We start from the raw sequence: 16,788 nt of genomic DNA on the forward strand, positions 1-16,788 counted from the left end.
AGATCCTCTCAGCATTCTTTCCGCCCCGAGGGGTCTGGGGAGGCCGCGCCTCCCCGGCCTTTTCCTCTTTTTTCTTAGCCTTACGTCTCCCGAACCCCGCGTAAAAACTGCTGCATCTGCACATTCAGATCGCGCGACTGCCGCGCTACCTGCCCGGCCGCCGCGAGAACGGTGCTTGCCGCTCCTTCGGTCGCGCCCGCCCCCTCGCGGATCTCGCCGGCTCGGCTGGCTGTCTCGCGGGCGCCGTCGGCGGCTTGGTGGATGTTGAGGGAGATCTCCTGAGTGGCGCAGCGTTGTTGCTCGACCGAGGCGGCGATGGCGGCGGCGATGGCGTGCATGCCTTCGATGGTCCTGCCAATCTCCTGGATCGACTGCACCGAGCGGGCGGCGATGGCGCGGATTTCCTCGATTTGGCCGACGATTTCCTCGGTGGCGCGGGCCGTCTGGTTGGCCAAGGACTTGACCTCGCCGGCGACCACGGAGAAGCCCTTGCCCGCCTCGCCGGCTCGTGCCGCCTCGATGGTCGCGTTGAGCGCCAGCAGGTTGGTTTGCTCGGCGATGGTGCGGATCATGCTCACCACGTCGCCGATACGCTGGGCGCTGCCGGCCAGGGCATCGACAGTGGCATCGGTGCGTCGCGCGTCGTGGAGAGCCGCTTGGGCCACCTCGGTGGCTTGCGCTGCCTGGGCGCGGATCTCTTCAATCGACATGCTGAGTTCAGCCGTGGCCGCCGCCACCGTCTCGACGTTGCCGGTGGACTGCTCGGCCGAGGCCGCCACCGCCACTGATTGCTGGGTGGTCTGGTCGGCAATGCCGTGCAGGCCGCGCGCGGTTCGCTCCAGGTCGGTGGCAGCGCTTTCGAGGGCGGCGATCAGGGTGCCACCCTGGTGCTCGAACTCGTGTTGCAGGGCTTCCAGGGCGCGGGCCCGCGCTTCCTTTTGCGCCCAGTCGCGGCGCTGGGCTTCGTCGAGGGCCTGGGTGCGGATCATGGCTTGTTTGAATACATCGACGGCCCGCGCCATCTCGCCCACTTCGTCTTGCTGGGCCATGGCCGGGATGGTGATGCTGGTATCGCCCCCGGCCAGCGCGCTCATCGACACGGTCATGCCCTTCACCGGCTTGGCAATGCCGCGCCCCACCACCAAGGCGCCGAGGCTGGCCAGAAAAACCCCGACCAAGCCGATTGCCAGGGTGATTTCGGTCAGGCGGTTGGCCTCGGCCATGATCGCGGCTCGTGGCACCACCACCAACACCGCCCACGGCCGGTTGGAGGTGCCAAAGCGCATGGGAAACAGGTGGACATAATGGTCCTTGCCGTCGAGGGCCATCATGCGCCCGTAGGTTTGGCCCTGCATGGCGGCGCGGCGCACATCGTCGGGAAGATCGTCGGCCGGCTTGGCGAGTTTGTCGGCCTGCGGGTGGGCCACATACAACCCGCCCGCCGAGATCACCGCCAGATACCCGGCCCCCAACGGGTGCTGGGCCGCCACCATGTCGGTCAGGCCGCTCAGGGAAAAGTCGATGCCGGCCACGCCGACCACCTGGGCGTCGCGCAACACCGGCACCGCCGCGCTGGCCATCAGCAGGCGGGTTTGATCATCAAGGTAGGGTTCGGTCACCACGTCGGAGCGGGTGGAGGCGGCCGCCTTGTAGTATTCCTTTTCCTTGACCTCCTCGAACTCAATGCCCGCGCTGTCGTCCGCGCTGACCCGGTCGCCCTCGGGCAGCCACAGCAGGCTCATGCGGCCGTTTTCCGGCAGGCCCAGGATCTCGGGGCCCGAGCGGGTGGCAAACGCGGCGTCACGGCCATCGAAGGCGTTGGGGGCCATGTCCAGCCACGTGCCGGCGTAGTGTCGGTTCTGATCCGCGATCTGCTGAATGACCCGGTTCACCACCGCGCGGCGTGGGTCCGGTTCGGCCATTTCCGCCTGGGTCACGGTGGCGATGGCGCGGGCCCGCTCCAGGGCGGACGAGAGGTCGAGGCGGATCCGTCCTCCCTGATTTTCGGCAATCTCGTTGACCAATACCATCGCCGTGCGTTCCGCTGCATGGCGCGAGAGCCATAAGGTCACGCCCGTGATGGCCATGGCGCAGAGCACAACGGCCAGGGTTGCGCAGGCGATGATTTTGCCTTCAAGTTTCAAAGATACTCCGACGCTCACAGCGTTGCTCCCTCCCGAGAGTCATGGTGTATCATTATTGTTTTTCTTTGAAAGACAACGGGTTAGGTCATGGGCCGAAACGAACGGGGGCGGCGACCAGCCTTGTTTCAAAAGAGGAACAAGTATGCCGGATGAGGTGGAAACTGCAATCGTTTCGACAAGGGGGAGGTGGGGATTTCCGCACAAAAAAGAAAGGCCGGGGAGGCTTGCCTCCCCAGACCCCTCTGATGATTAAAGGATTCGCTGTTAAAGGGAAGGATAGGCGAGGGCGATGGTTTGGCCCATGTTGTAATGAACGTTGGGTTGGGCCACGATGGTGACGTTGCTTTTGGCCTCGAACAAAATAACGTGGTCCGAGCCGCCGAACTGGAAGTAAGAGAACTCTTCGCCCTTGTGCAAGGTGCGGCCGACTTCCGCTGTCATGACCACCGACGACACCTGCGCCATGCCAATGGGCAGGACCGCCACCAGCCCGATCGGGCTGTCCATCACCAGAAGACCGCGCGCTTGGGCAAACTGGTAGCCGGTTCCGTCCTGCGCGTCAAACGTGCGCACGGCCGCAACCCGGAATTCTCCGGCGGTGTTTCCCGTGATGGGGACGGCCTGGACGTCGAGATAGGCCTGCCCCAGCACCACCCTGGATTCCAGAACCGTTCCCGGTACCGGCACGTGCAGCCGGTGGTAGTCGGTGGTGTTGAGGAAGCTGTGCATGAACACCCCGCCCTTGAACCGCTCCTTGTAGGGGCTGCCGTCCAGGAGTTCCATGATCGACCACTCCAGCGCCTTGACCCGGATCTTGGAGTGTTCGTTGATCTGCCACCAGCCGACCAAGGTGGAATCCGCCGCTGCGGTGATCACCTTGGGGTCGCCAATGGCGGCAATCGGGCGCATGCCCGGCTTCACATGGCGGGCGAACATCTGGTTGAAGGTGCGGTAGCCGCTGGGGGGCGGCATATACTCGTCCATGTTGAACGGCGGCGAGGCGTAAAACGTCAGGATCGACGCATCGCTAATGGACTCTGGGGTGTCCAGGTACTCACCCCAGGCATCGGCAAAGGCCACAATCCACTGCGAGAGCGGGGTCAGGGGGGCCGATTGTTGCGCCGGGATCACTCTGTTTTGCAAACCGCGCACCGGTTCCTGATTCAGGATGAAGTAAAATTCACAGATTCTATTGTAAATTTCTCGCCCAAGATAGTTTTCAATCGGCTGCCACTGGAGAAGATTGTCCATCCAGGTCAAGTAATCTTCCAGAGTTTTGATGTGGCGCAATTGGGGGATGTTGTAGCTTCCCGCTTTACGAATCGCGACATCAAACTTATCTTCCCAATTGTTTTCGGCAATCAGGCTTCGCAGTTCTTCTACGACTTTGTGCATGATGATGACCTCGCGGAGTTCCTGTCCCGTCTCCCAAGGGGGAGTCAGGCATCCATCAACGGGAAATCCACCTCGGCCGAGAGGAGAAAGAATCAGGAAATTCCTGAAACGCGGTTAAAATACTACTAATAATCTTTTGATGCAACAATTCATCTTAAAGACACAAAGAGGGCCTGCTTGGTTCTTCGGATGGGGAAAGTGCCCATGTGATGAGGGTCGTGAGAGTGCCTTCCCAACCTTTTTTCTGTGGGGTTTTTTAAGGCGGGGGGATCGCTCACCCCTTTTGCAGGTCGTGGACAAGGCGATCAACCGATTGGTTCAGGCCTTCCGAGCCGTCGGCGACAAGGCGAGCGCGATCCAGGACGTTGCCAGCAATTTTCTCAACCTCAACAACAAGATGCGACACGGACTTCACGCTCCCCGAGACCTGTCCGGTTGCCGCCGAGACCGACGATGTGGTCCGGGCGATCTCCAGAGCCACGGCACTTTGCTGCTGAATGTTGGCCGACGTCGAGGTGGCGATGCCGTTCACCTCTTCCACACGATCGGTGATCGCCTGCATGGCGTGCACCACATCATCCGTGGTGCCTTGGATCGCGGCGATCTGCCGGGCAATCTCTGCCGTTGCCGAAATGGTCTGGGTGGCGAGGCTCTTGACTTCGGTTGCCACGACGGCAAAGCCCTTGCCGGCCTCGCCCGCCCGCGCTGCCTCAATCGTGGCGTTGAGGGCCAGTAGATTGGTTTGAGCGGCGATGTTGTTGATAATGTCGGTGATCGTGCCGATTTCGACGGCCACACTCGCCAAGCCCCGCACTGTTTCGCCAGCGCTCAGGGTTTGTTGGCGGATATCGCCAATGATTTCGGCGCTGCGTGCGATGGACTGGCTCATCTCGCCGATGGACAGCGACAGTTCCTCCACCGCCGAGGCCACGCTCGCCACGTTGCCCGTGGCATCCTCGGCCGCCAGGAGCACCGAGCGCGATTCATCAGCCGAGCGGGCCGTGGCCGCCTGCATCTGCGTTGCGCCAGCGGTCAGGTCGTCGGCCGCGACCTGAAGGTCACCAATCAACTTAACGACCGTGGCGTTGAAGCGATCCACCAAGCCGGAGACGAAAACCGCCCGGTCCTTTTCCCGCTGCGCGGCTTGGCTTTCGGCTTGGCGTGCCAATCGGTCGCGCACGTCCTCCAGGTTGTCGCGGAAGGTGGCCACGGCCCGGAGCATGGCGCCCAGTTCATCGCGGCGACTGCTGGGGGGGACTTGAGCCGTCAAGTCGCCATCGGCCAGCCGACCCATGGTGTCCGTGACCAAGCGCACCGGCACCAAGATGGAACGCCCCACGATGACGGTCGCCAGCAAGGCGATCGCCACCGCGCCCACGAACACGCCAACAAAGGTCAACTGCGCCGTTTTGACGCCGACCACCGCCTCTTCCACCGTGCTGTTGAACAGGTCTTGCTGGCGCTGGCTGAACTGGCCCATCCGGGCCACGAAGGCATCGAAGTCAATCCCGGCAGCCCGAACCACCGCCGCCCCGAACGAAGGGTTGCTTCGTGCGGTCTTTAAGGCGTTGCCGGCATTTTGACTGAAGCGCTGCAACAAAGGGGCCATCTGCTCCAGATCAAGGCGATCCGTATCGCTCATGTCTGTTTGCTGCAAGCGGGCGAAGGCGGTGTCGATCCGTGTTCGATCCTGATCAATGGCGGTAAAAATCGGCTCCATCTGCTCGGGCGGCGCCTTCATCAGGCCAAAGGAGGTCAGTCGGAACAAGTTGCCCTGCATCCGATAGCCCGTGGCGGTCAGGTCGTTGGCCAGGGCCACCTTGTTGAGAGCGATGTCACGCAGGTTTTCCGCCCCGGTCAGATTGGAGTGGTATCCCCGCAAGGCCGTCAGGGTGAGAACGATCAAAAAGACAATCAAAAGGCCGGGAACCAGGAAGATTTTGAACGAGACGGACGTTCTTTCGAACAAGCTCATGGGACGCTTCCTGCCAGCCGGGGCCTCAGGGGCAGAGGCCGCCGGCTCCGCCCCCCCTGCGAACACGCAATGCGCTTACTGATTGGGCCAAGCCATCGCGCAGATCGCCACATCGCGCTGGGTGGTGGGCGTTTTGCACGACACATAGGCCGTTCCCATCGCCCCCGTTACCGGATGCGGCCAGGATTGATCGTCGTAGCCGCCGCCTTCCGGTTTGTCGGCATAGGAGAAGGTTTTGGTGGTGACGTTTTGTCCGTCCACGGTTGTGAGATTGGAAATGTCCATGTCCGGCTGGGTTTGACCGGAGTGGTCAAAAGCAATGGTGCCCTTCCGGGTCACCGCCCACGTGTGCAGGCCCGGTCCCTTGAGGTCGAGGAAACCGTTGGCCGGGTCTCCCAGATAAGCCGCTCCGTCTTTTAGGCCCTTTTCATCAATCACTTTAACCGCCTTGTCACGCACAGCGTCCACGTCAACGCGGTCAAACGCCAGAGCCGGTCCGGCCAAGCCCATCGTCAACACGCCAAAGGCGAGAGAGGCCCACACTTTCATCATAGTGCTTCCTTGACCTAAACAACCTCCAACCATGCCATGGTGGCGATGATGGAGAGCATCCAATGAGTGGTATATTTATAATCGAACCCACGTCACGGCCCTAGTGAAATTTAAACATGTGCGACCATGTGGTCGTCGTGTTCATAGGTCCAACTTTTAAGGGGGTTCGGTGCTTCCCGGTTGCCTTATGTCCTTGAGGGAAAGGCGTTAAGCGTTGGTATTGTGTCTTTAAGTTCAATTTTTAATTGATTTGGCGCGACGCCCCTGGGGTTGCCTAATCGCCCGGGATGCCTTACCCCCAAAAGGCTCGAATCCCGGGGGGCGGCGGAACCACCATGACCTGCGTGCTGATTGTCGATGACGATTCCGATATTCGCGACCTTGTGGCCTTTGAAGCGCGCCGCCAGGGATGGGAGGTATGCGAGGCCGCGAGTGTCCGCGCCTTGGAAGAGGTTCTCGCGCGTCATGTCCCTGATTTGATTTTGCTCGACATTCGCTTGCCCGATGGGGACGGTCTCGCGCTGGCCCAGCGCCTGCGGGCAAGCTCCGAGATCCCCATCATCATGCTGACCGGTCTGGGGTCGGACATCGACCGGGTGGTCGGGCTGGAGATCGGGGCCGATGACTATGTGGTGAAGCCATTTAACCCCCGTGAGTTGATCGCGCGGATTAAGGCTGTCTTGCGCCGCTCTGGCGGGCTTCGGTCCATTGTGGCCGACGACCACGACCGGCGCCGGTTTGCCGGGTGGGTCTTGGATCTGAGCGCGCGGACCTTGCAAGCTCCCGATGGCCGGCCGGTTCATCTCACCTGTGCCGAATTTCAATTGCTGGAGGTTTTTGCCGCGTCTCCCCGACGGGTGTTGAGCCGCGACCAGCTTCTGGAACGCACCCGCTCCGATGAAGCCGATGTGTTTGACCGGACCATTGATGTCCTGATTTTGCGCTTGCGTCGCAAAATTGAATCAAACCCGCAGGCCCCCACCCTGATTCGAACCGAGCGTGGCGTGGGCTATGTGTTCGACGTGGAGGTGACGCGCGGCTGAAGGCCCGTGTCTGGAGGGGGTGGGGCAGGGTCCCCTGCCTTCTTTGTTGCGACGGCCCACCGTGCCCTAAGGCGTCAGGGCTTGCGCCAGGGCCCGGGCCAAGCGGGCCGGTGCAACCGGCTTGGCCAGGACCTCGGCCCCCGGGGGGGCGAGACCCGCGGGATGGGCCGAGGTGAAGACAATCGCCACATCGGGGCGCACCGCCCGCACCCGCTGGGCCAGGGCCGGGCCATCCAGAGGGGGAGGCATGGCCAGATCGCTGACCATCAACCGCACCTCCGGGGTTGTCTGGAGGATGGCCAGGGCGCTCGGCCCATCGGGGGCCGCGATCACGGGATAGCCCAGGTCGCGCAACTGTCTTGCCGTGATTTCCAAAACTTCCAGGTCATCATCCACGACCAGAACAAGGGCCTCGGGGTCGGCACGGGGGACCTCTTCGGCGGCCTCGTCCGGCAGATCCTCGGCGGGGAGAAGCAAGGTGACGGAGGTCCCTTGACCGGGTCGGCTGTCCAGGAGCAGGCGCCMCCCGGATTGGGTGACGAAGCCATAGACCATACAGAGTCCCAACCCCGTGCCCTTCCCCGGGGGCTTGGTGGTGAAGAACGGCTCCAAGGCGCGTTCCAGGACCTCTGGGGTCATGCCGGGGCCGGTGTCACTCACGATCAGCGCCACACCGGTGGGGTCGGGGCGGGTGGCAAGTCGGATCCTGCCGCTTTCGGTCCCAGTGGGCTGCTGTCCTTGGGGGCCGTGAGCCAGGGCATCGCGCGCGTTGACAATCAAGTTGACCAGGGCGTTTTCCAACTGCCCCGGATCCACCCAGATCTGGGGCAAATCGGCGGCCAGATCCGTGTCGAGGACAAGGCCCGGCCCCAGCCCCTCGCCCAGAAGCTCGTGAACGGCGGCCACCAGGGTGTTGACCGCCACGCTCTCGGGCACCAGGGTCTGGCGCCGGGCAAAACCCATCAGCCGCTCCACTTGCCGGGCCGCCCGCTGCGCCGCGCCCCGGGCCTTGAGGGCGCGCTCGCGCAAGGGGCCGTCCAGGGCGTGTTCCAGGATATCGAGGTTGCCCAGGATCACGGTCAGAATGTTGTTGAAGTCGTGGGCGATGCCGCCGGTCAACTGGCCGACCAGCTCCATTTTCTGGGCTTGGCGCAAACTGCGCTCGGTAGCGCGTTGTTCGGTCACGTCGGTATGGATGGTGACAAAGCCGCCCCGGGGCATGGGATTGGACCGCAACTCGACCACGGCACCGCTTGCTAAGTGCAGTTCGCAGCGCCGGCTCACGGTGGTCCGCCCCTGGGCTAGGCTGGGCATCTCAAGAGGGCGGCCATCGGGGGTCCGGGCCTGGGCGCCCCGCGTTTCCAGGTCTGCCAGGATATCGGCGAGCGGCAGGCCCACCTTGAGCGTTTCCCGCTCCAGGCCATACAGGTCGGGATAACGCGGATTCCAGGCCACCAGCCGTCCCTCGGCATCGCACACCGAAAAGCCGTCGTTCATGGTATCGAAGGTGGCGACCAGCAGGTGGGATTTCTCGGTCAGTTCCCGGTCCATGACCTCCAGGCGAAATACTTGGTCCTTGAAGACCTGGAACGCCCGGGCGAGATCGCCGATTTCGTCGGCGCGCTCCAGGGCTGGCACCCGGGCGTCGCGGTTGCCGGCCGCAAGGCGCGACATGGCGTCGGTTACCCCAGCCAAGCCCCGTCCCACCGGCCGCACCACCGCGAAAAAGGAAACCACGGTTGCCAGCAGCAACAGCGCGAGGCAGGCCAGCATCAGGGCCAGGGCGTTGGTGCGGATCGTCTCCCCCAAATGCGTCGTGACGCTGCCCATGGTGTCGGTCGTTTCCAGGGCTAGGCGGTCGCCCAGGTTCTTGAGGGCTTGGGACAAGGTTTGGGTCTGCTGCACCAGGGCGCGGCGGTGGGCGGCGGCGTCGAGGGCTTGGCGGCGTAAGAGAAACATCAAGGGGTCCCGGCCGAGGGCCTCCAACACCCCGGGGCGCAAGCCCGCGGGCAAGGTGGCGACCAGGGCGGGCAGGGCGCCCCAGGCCCGGGCGTGGGCCTCCTGGGCGCGGGTCAGGGCTTGCGGGGTTTCGGCGTCGGCCGCCAGCAAAATCTGGGCTACCGCCGCGTCGATCAGGCGCTCGGCCGAGAGCAGCGGGGCCTGGGCCTGGACGGCGGCGCGGTAGACCGCGAGATCCCCAGGCGTGGGGCGGTTGGTAATCGCAGACACCGCCAAGATCGAGGGCCCCAGAATCTGGCGCAACCGGTCCTGGGTGGCCAGCACCCGTTGACGTTCCTGATCCAGCGCGTTGGCCAGGGCGCCCTCCTGGTCCAAGACGAGGCCTAATTCGCAAAGCACCGTGTCGAGCGCTGCCGCCAGGGGGTCCAACTGGTCGGCGCCGGGCGGGGCGGGCTGCGCTTGGAGGGGGTCGCGAGCGCGGCGCAGGGCAAGGGCATCGGCCTTGATGCGCTGTTGCTGCGCCGCCCGGTCCTGCGGGGTGCCGGCGGCCATCAGGGAGGCCCCTTGCGTTTGCAGGCGCTGGACCACCCGGGCCAGGTCGAGAGCCGCCGTTGCTGCCGGCAAGTCGCGCTGGGTCAGGGTTTGCACCTCGTCTTGGATATCGTCCAACGCCAGCAGGGCCACCGCGCCGGCACTGATCACGGCCAGGGCCGCCAAACCCTGGATCAAGAGCAGACGGGCTTGAATGCCAAAGCGCGGACGGGCGGTCATGGGGGCGGATTCCCGGACGGGGAAGAGGACATTTCCCGAAGAAGGTGGGTGCGTTGACTGGCTCGCCCCAGTCGGTCACTCAACGCTTCCCACGTCCGGCTGGCTTCTTGGAGGGCATCCTCGGAGGAGGCGCTGCCCTCCAGTGCCCGGTGATATGCGCGGTCGAGAGCCGCAAGGTAGGCGCGCAGGCCGGGCAGCCGCAGGTCGTGGATCACTTCGGGGGCGTCGAGGCCCTCCTTGAGCAGGCTCAGGAGGGCTCGGACGTCGGCCGGGTCTCTGGACGGCCAGGAGGCGGCGGGGTCCAACTGGTCGAAGCGGTGAGGGTTGAAACCCGAGCGTCCCTCTTGCACGTCGGCGGCGCTGGCCTCGGGCCGGCCCAGCCACGCCACGTAGGCCCACGCCGCCTCTGGATCTGCGGCGCTGGCCGGGACTGCGGCAATCCAGCCCCCGAACCCCAAGAACGGCACGCGGCGCGGGGAGGCTAGGTCTTGCCACCCGTGGGAGGTCCACACCCTCCGGCTGCCAGGCAGGGGAAAAAAGCCAACCGAGCCATGGATCCGTGAGGTCTGGGGGTCGGTGGCCAGGACGCCGATATCGCTCCAGTCCAGGGCCATGGCCGCCTCGCCCTGGGCGAACCGGGTGCGCACGTCATGGCTGGTGATGTGGTCGGCGTCCGCGGGTCCCGCCGCGCGGGCCGCTTTGGCGTCCTCCAGGGCCTGATGCCACCCCGGGGTGGTCAGGGCCGGGGTCAGGGTGAGAGGATCGAAAAAAAGTCCTTCGGGCAGAAAGGCCGCCGCGTGGGCAAACAGACTCCACACACGTTGCCCTCCAGGGGCGAAGGCCTCCAAGGTGCCAGCCAGGGGGCGGCCCTCCGGGCCCGGGCGTCCCTGAAAAAAGCGGGCGATCTCCAGATACTCGTCCCACGTCGTGGGCGGGGCCAGAGGGTGGCCGTGGCGTGCCTGGAACGCGGCTTGCGTCTTTGGATCCTCGAACAGGTCGCGGCGATAGACTCCGATCATCATGTCGCCATCCAGCCCCAGGGCCAGCCAACGGTCCTCCCAGCGCATGAGGCCGCGATAGGCCGGGTGGATCCCGGTGACGGTGTCACTGGCCCTCAAGGAGGCCGGGAGCGGGCTGAGATAGGGGGCGAAGTCCGGCAGCCATCCCGATGGAATCACAAGAACATCGGCGCGCAGTGTGTTGGTGACGAAGCCGATCATGATCGCGTCGTAAAGATCGTCGAAGGGGCGTTGTTCAACCGTGACGGCAATGCCTGTCCGGGTTGTGAAACTCGCCGCGTGGCGCCGGGTCGGGGAGGCCACAGGCTCGCCGTCGCGGGTCAAAACATGCAGCGTCGAGGCTGCCCCACCGGAAGCCAGCGCGACCTGGAAGATCATTACAAATATTACAAACGCTCGTCCAACCCGTGACATCATCGGTTCATGGAGCCGGTGTTTCCTGGAGACCTCGTCCGAGCCTGACACGAACACGACCGGGAGGAAACCATGGCTTTGCTGACCCCCGCACTGGTCAAGACCGGTGCTTGCGCCGCCACCAAGGCTGAGGCGATCGAGGCCGTTGTCGCGTTGCTGGTCGCTGCGGGAAAAGTTGATCCCCGTTACGCCCAGAGCATGCTGGGCCGCGAAAAGGTGGCCAATACCTTCCTGGGCAACGGCATCGCCATTCCCCATGGCCTGCCCCGCGACCGCGCGCTGATTCATGCAACGGCGCTGGCCGTCCTTCAGGTGCCCGAGGGTGTGGACTGGGGGGCGGGCGAGCGGGTTCACCTCGTGGTGGGGATTGCCGCGTCCAACGACGAGCATTTAGCGATCTTGTCGGCCCTGACTGATGTTCTGGGCGACCCGGCCGAGGCCCTTCGACTGGCCACCACCCCCGACCCCAACGACATCGTGGCCCGCTTGACCGGTGAGCGGCCGCAAGCGTCGGTTTCTGCCGTCACCCCCGCCCCCGAAGATCTCGCCCAGGGCTTCGACATCACGGTNCCCGGGGCCCATGGCCTGCACGCCCGTCCTGCCACCGCGCTGGTCGGCGTGGCCAAGCGGTTCCAGGCCCAGGTCCGTGTGCGCCACGGCGACAAGGTGGCCGACGCCCGCAGTCTGGGGGGCCTGCTGCGCCTGGGGGCCGGCCCTGGGGCCGTCTTGCGGGTATCGGCCGAGGGCCCCGATGCCCAGCAGGCCCTGACGGCCGTGCAAGACGCCTTCGCAAGCGGTCTTGATGACGAGCCCGAGGCCGTCGCGACCCCGGCCGGCGTTGTCAGCGCCGTGGCCTACGAGGGGCGGGTGTTTTCGGGTGTGGCGGCGTCGCCCGGCTGCGCCCTGGGGCCGGTGTTTCGCTTTGCCCGCGAGCGTCTGGTTTATGCCGCCACCGCCCGCGACCCGGCCCTGGAGCTTGAGAAGCTTGACCGGGCCCTTGCCACGGCGCGCCGCCAGCTCAACGACTTGTATACCGACGTTTGGAAAAAAACCGGGGCCGCCCGCGCCGGGATCTTCCGGGCTCACCAGGAGTTCTTGGAAGACCCGGAAATGATTGATGCCGCCTTGGTCATGATCCGCAAGGGCCGCAGTGCGGCTTTTGCCTGGGAGCACACCTATGTCGAGCGGGCCGGAATGCTGGCTGGCATGAAGGATCCTGTCTTGGCCCAACGCGCCGTCGATCTGGCCGATGTCGGGCGCCGTGTGTTGCGCTTGCTGGCCGATCGCCTTGAAGACGAAAGCCCCCTGCCCACCGTGCCGTGCATTTTGGTTGCCGAGGATCTGACTCCCTCCGATACCGCGCACCTCGACCCGGCCCTGGTGCTGGGGCTGTGCACGGCCAGCGGCGGCCCAACGTCGCATACCGCTATTCTCGCCCGGTCGCTGGATATTCCGGCGGTGGTGGGCATGGGCGAGGCCATTTTGGAGTTGGCGTCCGGCAAGCCGGTGCTGATCGACGGCGCCCAGGGTGTTTTGGTGGTCGAGCCCACCGGGGCCGATCGCGCCTGGGCCGAGCGGCAGCGTCGGGAAGTCCAGGCCCGCCGCGCCCTTGAGCGCCGCGACTGTTACAAGCCGGCCCTGACCACCGATGGCCAGCGCATTGAGGTGGTGGCCAACATCAGCGATGGCGACGAGGCGGCCCGCGCCGTGGCCGCCGGGGGCGAGGGGGTTGGCCTATTGCGCACCGAATTCCTGTTCGTCAATCGCGATGCCGCTCCGAGCGAGGACGAGCAGGTGGCCATCTACGGCGGCATGGTCCAGGCCCTCAACGGTCTTCCCCTGATCATCCGCACCTTGGATGTTGGCGGCGACAAGACCATTCCCTATCTCAGCCAGCCGGCCGAGGCTAACCCCTTCCTGGGCGAGCGGGGCATCCGGTTTTGTCTCGCCCATGAGGACGTGTTTCGCACCCAGTTGCGCGCCATTTATCGCGCCGCGTCGCAGGGGCCGGTGCGCCTTATGTTTCCCATGATTGCCCTGGTCGAGGAGTTGGAGGCGGCCCGTGCCCTGGCCGAGAGCGTGCGCCAGGAGCTGGGGGCCGCGCCTGTCGAGATTGGCATCATGATCGAGGTGCCCTCGGCCGTGGCAATGGCTCCCGAACTGGCGCGCCGGGTGGACTTCTTTTCCATCGGCACCAATGACCTGACCCAATACACCCTGGCCATGGACCGCATGCATCCGACCTTGGCACGCAAGGCCGACGGCCTGCACCCGGCGGTTTTGCGTCTGATCGACCAGACTGTGCGTGCGGCCGACGCGGCCGGCATTTGGGTTGGGGCCTGTGGCGGCATTGCCGGCGATCCCCTGGGGGTGAGCGTGCTGACCGGCCTGGGGGTGCGCGAACTCAGTGTTTCCATTCCCAGTATTGCCGCCGTGAAGGCGCAGATCCGCACCCAGGCCCTGGCCGACAACCGGGCTTTGGCCCAGCGTGCCCTGGCCTGTCTTGATGCCGCCGCCGTGCGGGCCCTGGTCTGAAGGAGAGTGTCATGTCTCGCCTTGTCGTCGTCTCCCTGAACGCCGCGGTCGATCAGACGGTGCAGGTGGCCGATTTTCGTCTGGAGGCTGTCAACCGGGTTGTGTCCAGTCGGGACGATGCGGGGGGCAAGGGAGTCAATGTGGCCTCCTTCCTCGCCCATGTCGGCCATGAGGTGGTGCTGACCGGCCTTCTTGGCGACGCCAACGCCGCGCTTTTTGCCCGCCATTTCGCCGCCGCCGGGATCACGGATGCCTGCGTTCGGGTGCCCGGGGCGACCCGCACCAATCTCAAGATCATCGACACCCTAAGCGGCGCGGTCACTGACCTGAACTATCCCGGCCTCAGCGTGGGCCCCGATGCCCTGGACGCCGTCAAGGCCCGCTTGGAGGAGAGGGCCTCGGGTCTGGAAATCCTGGTTCTCTCGGGCAGCTTGCCCCGGGGGCTGCCTGAGACCACCTACGCCGAGTTGACCGCCTGGGGGCATCATCGCGGAGCCCTGGTGGTGCTGGATGCCAGCGGCGCTGCCCTGGCCGCCGCCCTCGACGCTGGTCCCGACCTCATCAAGCCCAACCGTGCCGAACTGGAAGAGTTGCTGGGGGTGCCTCTGCCCACGGCTCAGGCCGTGGCGGCCGCTGCCCAGCGGTTGCGCGCGCGGGGAGTGGGGCGGGTGGTGGTCTCGATGGGGGCCGAAGGCGCGGTGGTGTGTGACCCGGAGGGCGTGTTTCTGGTCGAGCCCCCGTCGGTTGCCGTGGTCAGCACCGTGGGCGCCGGGGATGCCATGGTCGCCGGCTTTGTTCATGCCCAAGGTCTGGGGATGGGGGGGGAAGCAGCGGCGCGCTTGGCGACCGGGTTTTCCCTGGGGGCCTTGGGCGAAATTGGTCCGCGCCTGCCGGCTCTGGCGCGGATCGAGGCCTTGGCCGCGCAGGTGAGCGTTGGCGTGCTTGCGGTGTAAGGGGCGGCCTGTCCTGAGAGGTTTAGAAAAAAGAGAGAAGGCTGGGGAGGCGGGCCTCCCCAGACCCCTCCTTCCTGGTTTGCTAGTCCAGTCCCGGAGGAAACCATGACATTCATCGTTGCCGTGACGGCCTGTCCCACGGGAATTGCCCACACCCATCTGGCCGCCGAGGCGCTGGAAGCGACGGCGCGGCGGCGAGGCCACACCGTGCGTGTCGAGCGCCAGAGTGCCCAGGGCATTGAGCATCCTTTGAGTGAGGCCGAGATTGCCAAAGCCGAGGTCGTTCTGATCGCGGCGGATATTCGGGTGGATGAAAGCCGCTTTGCCGGCAAGCGGATGGGGATGTGTTCGACCAGCGAGGCCATCCGTCATCCCGAACTTGTTTTGGCTCGTTTGTTGGGGGCGGCCTGGGAGGATGTTGCCGCTCCCGCTTTGGTGCAGCAAGGCTTGACCATCGTCGCCGTGACCGCTTGTCCCACCGGCATCGCCCACACCTTCATGGCCGCCGATGCCCTCAAGAAAGCGGCGGCCGCCGCCGGTCACACCCTCCACGTCGAAACGCAAGGGTCGGTGGGGGCCAAAACCCCGTTAAGCGAGGCGGACATTGCCAGCGCCGACCTCGTGATCATTGCCGCCGATACCCACGTGGACGACACACGCTTTCAGGGGCGCCGGGTCTACAAGGCGGCGGTGGGGGAGGCGGTGAAGCATCCCCAGGACGTCCTGTCCCGAGCCATGGCCGAGGCCACGGTTCTTGGGGCCGCCAAACCGGCCTACCGCGAGGCGGTCCAGGCGGCGAAGGCCTCCCATGCGGCGCGCAGCGGTCCCTACAAGCATCTACTGACGGGCGTGTCCTACATGCTGCCCATCGTGGTGGCGGGGGGCTTGCTGATTGCCTTGTCCTTTGTGTTCGGGATCAAGGCCTTCGAGCAAGAGGGCACGTTGGCGGCGGCCTTGATGAGCATTGGCGGCGGGGCGGCCTTCAAGATTATGGTCCCGGTGCTGGCCGGCTTTATCGCCTACTCCATCGCCGACCGTCCGGGCTTGGCCCCGGGGCTGATTGGCGGCATGCTGGCTGTCAATCTCAACGCGGGCTTTTTGGGGGGGATCGTCGCCGGTTTCCTGGCCGGCTATGTCGCGCGCTGGCTGCGTGACAAGATCACCCTGCCGGCCGCTCTGGAGACGCTCAAGCCGGTGTTGATCATTCCCTTGCTGTCCACCTTGGTGGTCGGTTTGGGCATGGTCTACGTCATCGGCACCCCTGTTGCTTATCTCATGACCAGTCTGACCGGCTTTCTCTCCGGCCTTGGCACCACCAACGCCGTGATGCTCGGCTTGTTGCTGGGCGGCATGATGGCCGTGGACATGGGCGGGCCGGTCAACAAGGCGGCCTATGCCTTTGGCGTCAGCCTGTTGACCACCGGCACCACCGCCCCCATGGCCGCCGTGATGGCCGCTGGCATGACCCCGCCGCTGGGCCTTGCCCTCGCCACCCTGATCGCCCGCAACCGCTTCACGCCCGACGAGCGCGAAGCCGGCAAGGCTGCGGCCATGCTGGGGCTGTCGTTTATCACCGAAGGGGCTATCCCCTTCGCCGCCAAAGACCCCGCCCGGGTGATCCCGTCGCTCATCCTGGGCTCGGCGGTGACCGGTGCGCTGTCCATGGCCCTTGGCTGTACCTTGATGGCTCCCCACGGCGGTATCTTCGTTTTGGCGATTCCCAATGCGGTCGGCAACTTGGCCCAGTATGCCCTGGCCATCCTCGCCGGCACCTTGGTGACCACCGCGTCGCTGGTCATTTTAAAGAAACCCCTGCCACAAACCCCTTAACGCCGTTCGGACAAACCAGAAGACCGAGGGGCTTGGGGGGCGCGCCTCCCCAAGCTTCCCTTTCTTGTTTCCCGTCACGTCTGGCGTCCCACGGCTTCATGCGCGCAAATGTATAGTCAGCAGGGCTCGCCTTTTCTGGATAAGCGTTATGCACCGCAACAGTATAGCGCTTGTTAACTCTATGAAATTATGGAAAAT

10 protein-coding genes are annotated in these 16,788 nt (G+C 65.0%); 4 read left to right on the forward strand and 6 right to left on the reverse strand.

Going from position 1 to position 16,788, the window contains the following annotated elements:
• Positions 1 to 80: 80 nt before the first annotated feature.
• The 4 genes from RSPPHO_RS09095 to RSPPHO_RS09110 all read right to left on the reverse strand — a co-directional run bounded on the left by RSPPHO_RS09095 (position 81) and on the right by RSPPHO_RS09110 (position 6,066).
• Positions 81 to 2,162 carry a methyl-accepting chemotaxis protein gene (locus tag RSPPHO_RS09095; protein ID WP_014414958.1) on the reverse strand — a complete coding sequence of 694 codons (2,082 nt, stop codon included), beginning with the start codon at positions 2,160 to 2,162 and terminating at the stop codon, positions 81 to 83.
• 246 nt (positions 2,163 to 2,408) lie between these two features.
• A complete protein-coding gene (locus tag RSPPHO_RS09100) occupies positions 2,409 to 3,539 on the reverse strand; it encodes a phosphatidylserine decarboxylase (protein WP_014414959.1) in 1,131 nt (376 codons plus the stop codon).
• Between the two features lie 274 nt (positions 3,540 to 3,813).
• Positions 3,814 to 5,514, reverse strand: a complete 1,701-nt coding sequence (locus RSPPHO_RS09105) for a methyl-accepting chemotaxis protein (protein ID WP_051013781.1) — start codon at positions 5,512 to 5,514, stop codon at positions 3,814 to 3,816.
• 75 nt (positions 5,515 to 5,589) lie between these two features.
• Positions 5,590 to 6,066, reverse strand: coding sequence for a hypothetical protein (locus tag RSPPHO_RS09110; protein ID WP_157879157.1), 477 nt, complete (start codon positions 6,064 to 6,066; stop codon positions 5,590 to 5,592).
• A 335-nt stretch (positions 6,067 to 6,401) separates the two neighbouring features.
• Between RSPPHO_RS09110 and RSPPHO_RS09115 the strand changes: the two genes are divergently transcribed.
• Positions 6,402 to 7,109, forward strand: a complete 708-nt coding sequence (locus tag RSPPHO_RS09115) for a response regulator (protein WP_041794866.1) — start codon at positions 6,402 to 6,404, stop codon at positions 7,107 to 7,109.
• Between the two features lie 66 nt (positions 7,110 to 7,175).
• Here RSPPHO_RS09115 and RSPPHO_RS21530 read toward each other — a convergent pair whose 3' ends face one another.
• Together RSPPHO_RS21530 and RSPPHO_RS09125 are read right to left on the reverse strand one after the other, a co-directional pair.
• Entirely contained in the window at positions 7,176 to 9,839 is a 2,664-nt protein-coding gene (locus tag RSPPHO_RS21530; protein ID WP_014414963.1) for a PAS-domain containing protein, read from the reverse strand.
• Complete coding sequence (locus tag RSPPHO_RS09125; RefSeq protein WP_197535597.1) at positions 9,836 to 11,236, reverse strand: ABC transporter substrate-binding protein; 1,401 nt, start codon at positions 11,234 to 11,236, stop codon at positions 9,836 to 9,838. The genes RSPPHO_RS21530 and RSPPHO_RS09125 overlap by 4 nt, the downstream gene beginning before the upstream one ends.
• Positions 11,237 to 11,344: 108 nt before the next feature.
• Between RSPPHO_RS09125 and ptsP the strand changes: the two genes are divergently transcribed.
• The 3 genes from ptsP to RSPPHO_RS09140 all read left to right on the forward strand — a co-directional run bounded on the left by ptsP (position 11,345) and on the right by RSPPHO_RS09140 (position 16,590).
• Positions 11,345 to 13,807, forward strand: coding sequence for a phosphoenolpyruvate--protein phosphotransferase (gene ptsP / locus RSPPHO_RS09130; protein WP_014414965.1), 2,463 nt, complete (start codon positions 11,345 to 11,347; stop codon positions 13,805 to 13,807).
• A gap of 11 nt (positions 13,808 to 13,818) precedes the next feature.
• The gene (gene pfkB, locus RSPPHO_RS09135; RefSeq protein ID WP_014414966.1) at positions 13,819 to 14,760 is read left to right on the forward strand and encodes a 1-phosphofructokinase; all 942 of its coding nucleotides are present in this window, start codon (positions 13,819 to 13,821) and stop codon (positions 14,758 to 14,760) included.
• A 105-nt stretch (positions 14,761 to 14,865) separates the two neighbouring features.
• The gene (locus RSPPHO_RS09140) at positions 14,866 to 16,590 is read left to right on the forward strand and encodes a PTS fructose-like transporter subunit IIB (RefSeq protein ID WP_014414967.1); all 1,725 of its coding nucleotides are present in this window, start codon (positions 14,866 to 14,868) and stop codon (positions 16,588 to 16,590) included.
• Positions 16,591 to 16,788: the final 198 nt, after the last annotated feature.

The sequence above is a fragment of the Pararhodospirillum photometricum DSM 122 genome (assembly GCF_000284415.1).
GTDB classification, from domain to species: Bacteria; Pseudomonadota; Alphaproteobacteria; order Rhodospirillales; family Rhodospirillaceae; genus Pararhodospirillum; species Pararhodospirillum photometricum.

Excerpts from the sequence above, each read along its gene's own strand:
- RSPPHO_RS09105 (WP_051013781.1), bottom strand. The coding sequence starts at position 5,514 with ATGAGCTTGTTCGAAAGAACGTCCGTCTCGTTCAAAATCTTCCTGGTT.
- RSPPHO_RS09140 (WP_014414967.1), top strand. The coding sequence starts at position 14,866 with ATGACATTCATCGTTGCCGTGACGGCCTGTCCCACGGGAATTGCCCAC.
- pfkB (WP_014414966.1), top strand. The coding sequence starts at position 13,819 with ATGTCTCGCCTTGTCGTCGTCTCCCTGAACGCCGCGGTCGATCAGACG.
- RSPPHO_RS09115 (WP_041794866.1), top strand. The coding sequence starts at position 6,402 with ATGACCTGCGTGCTGATTGTCGATGACGATTCCGATATTCGCGACCTT.
- RSPPHO_RS09125 (WP_197535597.1), bottom strand. The coding sequence starts at position 11,236 with ATGATCTTCCAGGTCGCGCTGGCTTCCGGTGGGGCAGCCTCGACGCTG.
- RSPPHO_RS09100 (WP_014414959.1), bottom strand. The coding sequence starts at position 3,539 with ATGCACAAAGTCGTAGAAGAACTGCGAAGCCTGATTGCCGAAAACAAT.
- RSPPHO_RS09110 (WP_157879157.1), bottom strand. The coding sequence starts at position 6,066 with ATGATGAAAGTGTGGGCCTCTCTCGCCTTTGGCGTGTTGACGATGGGC.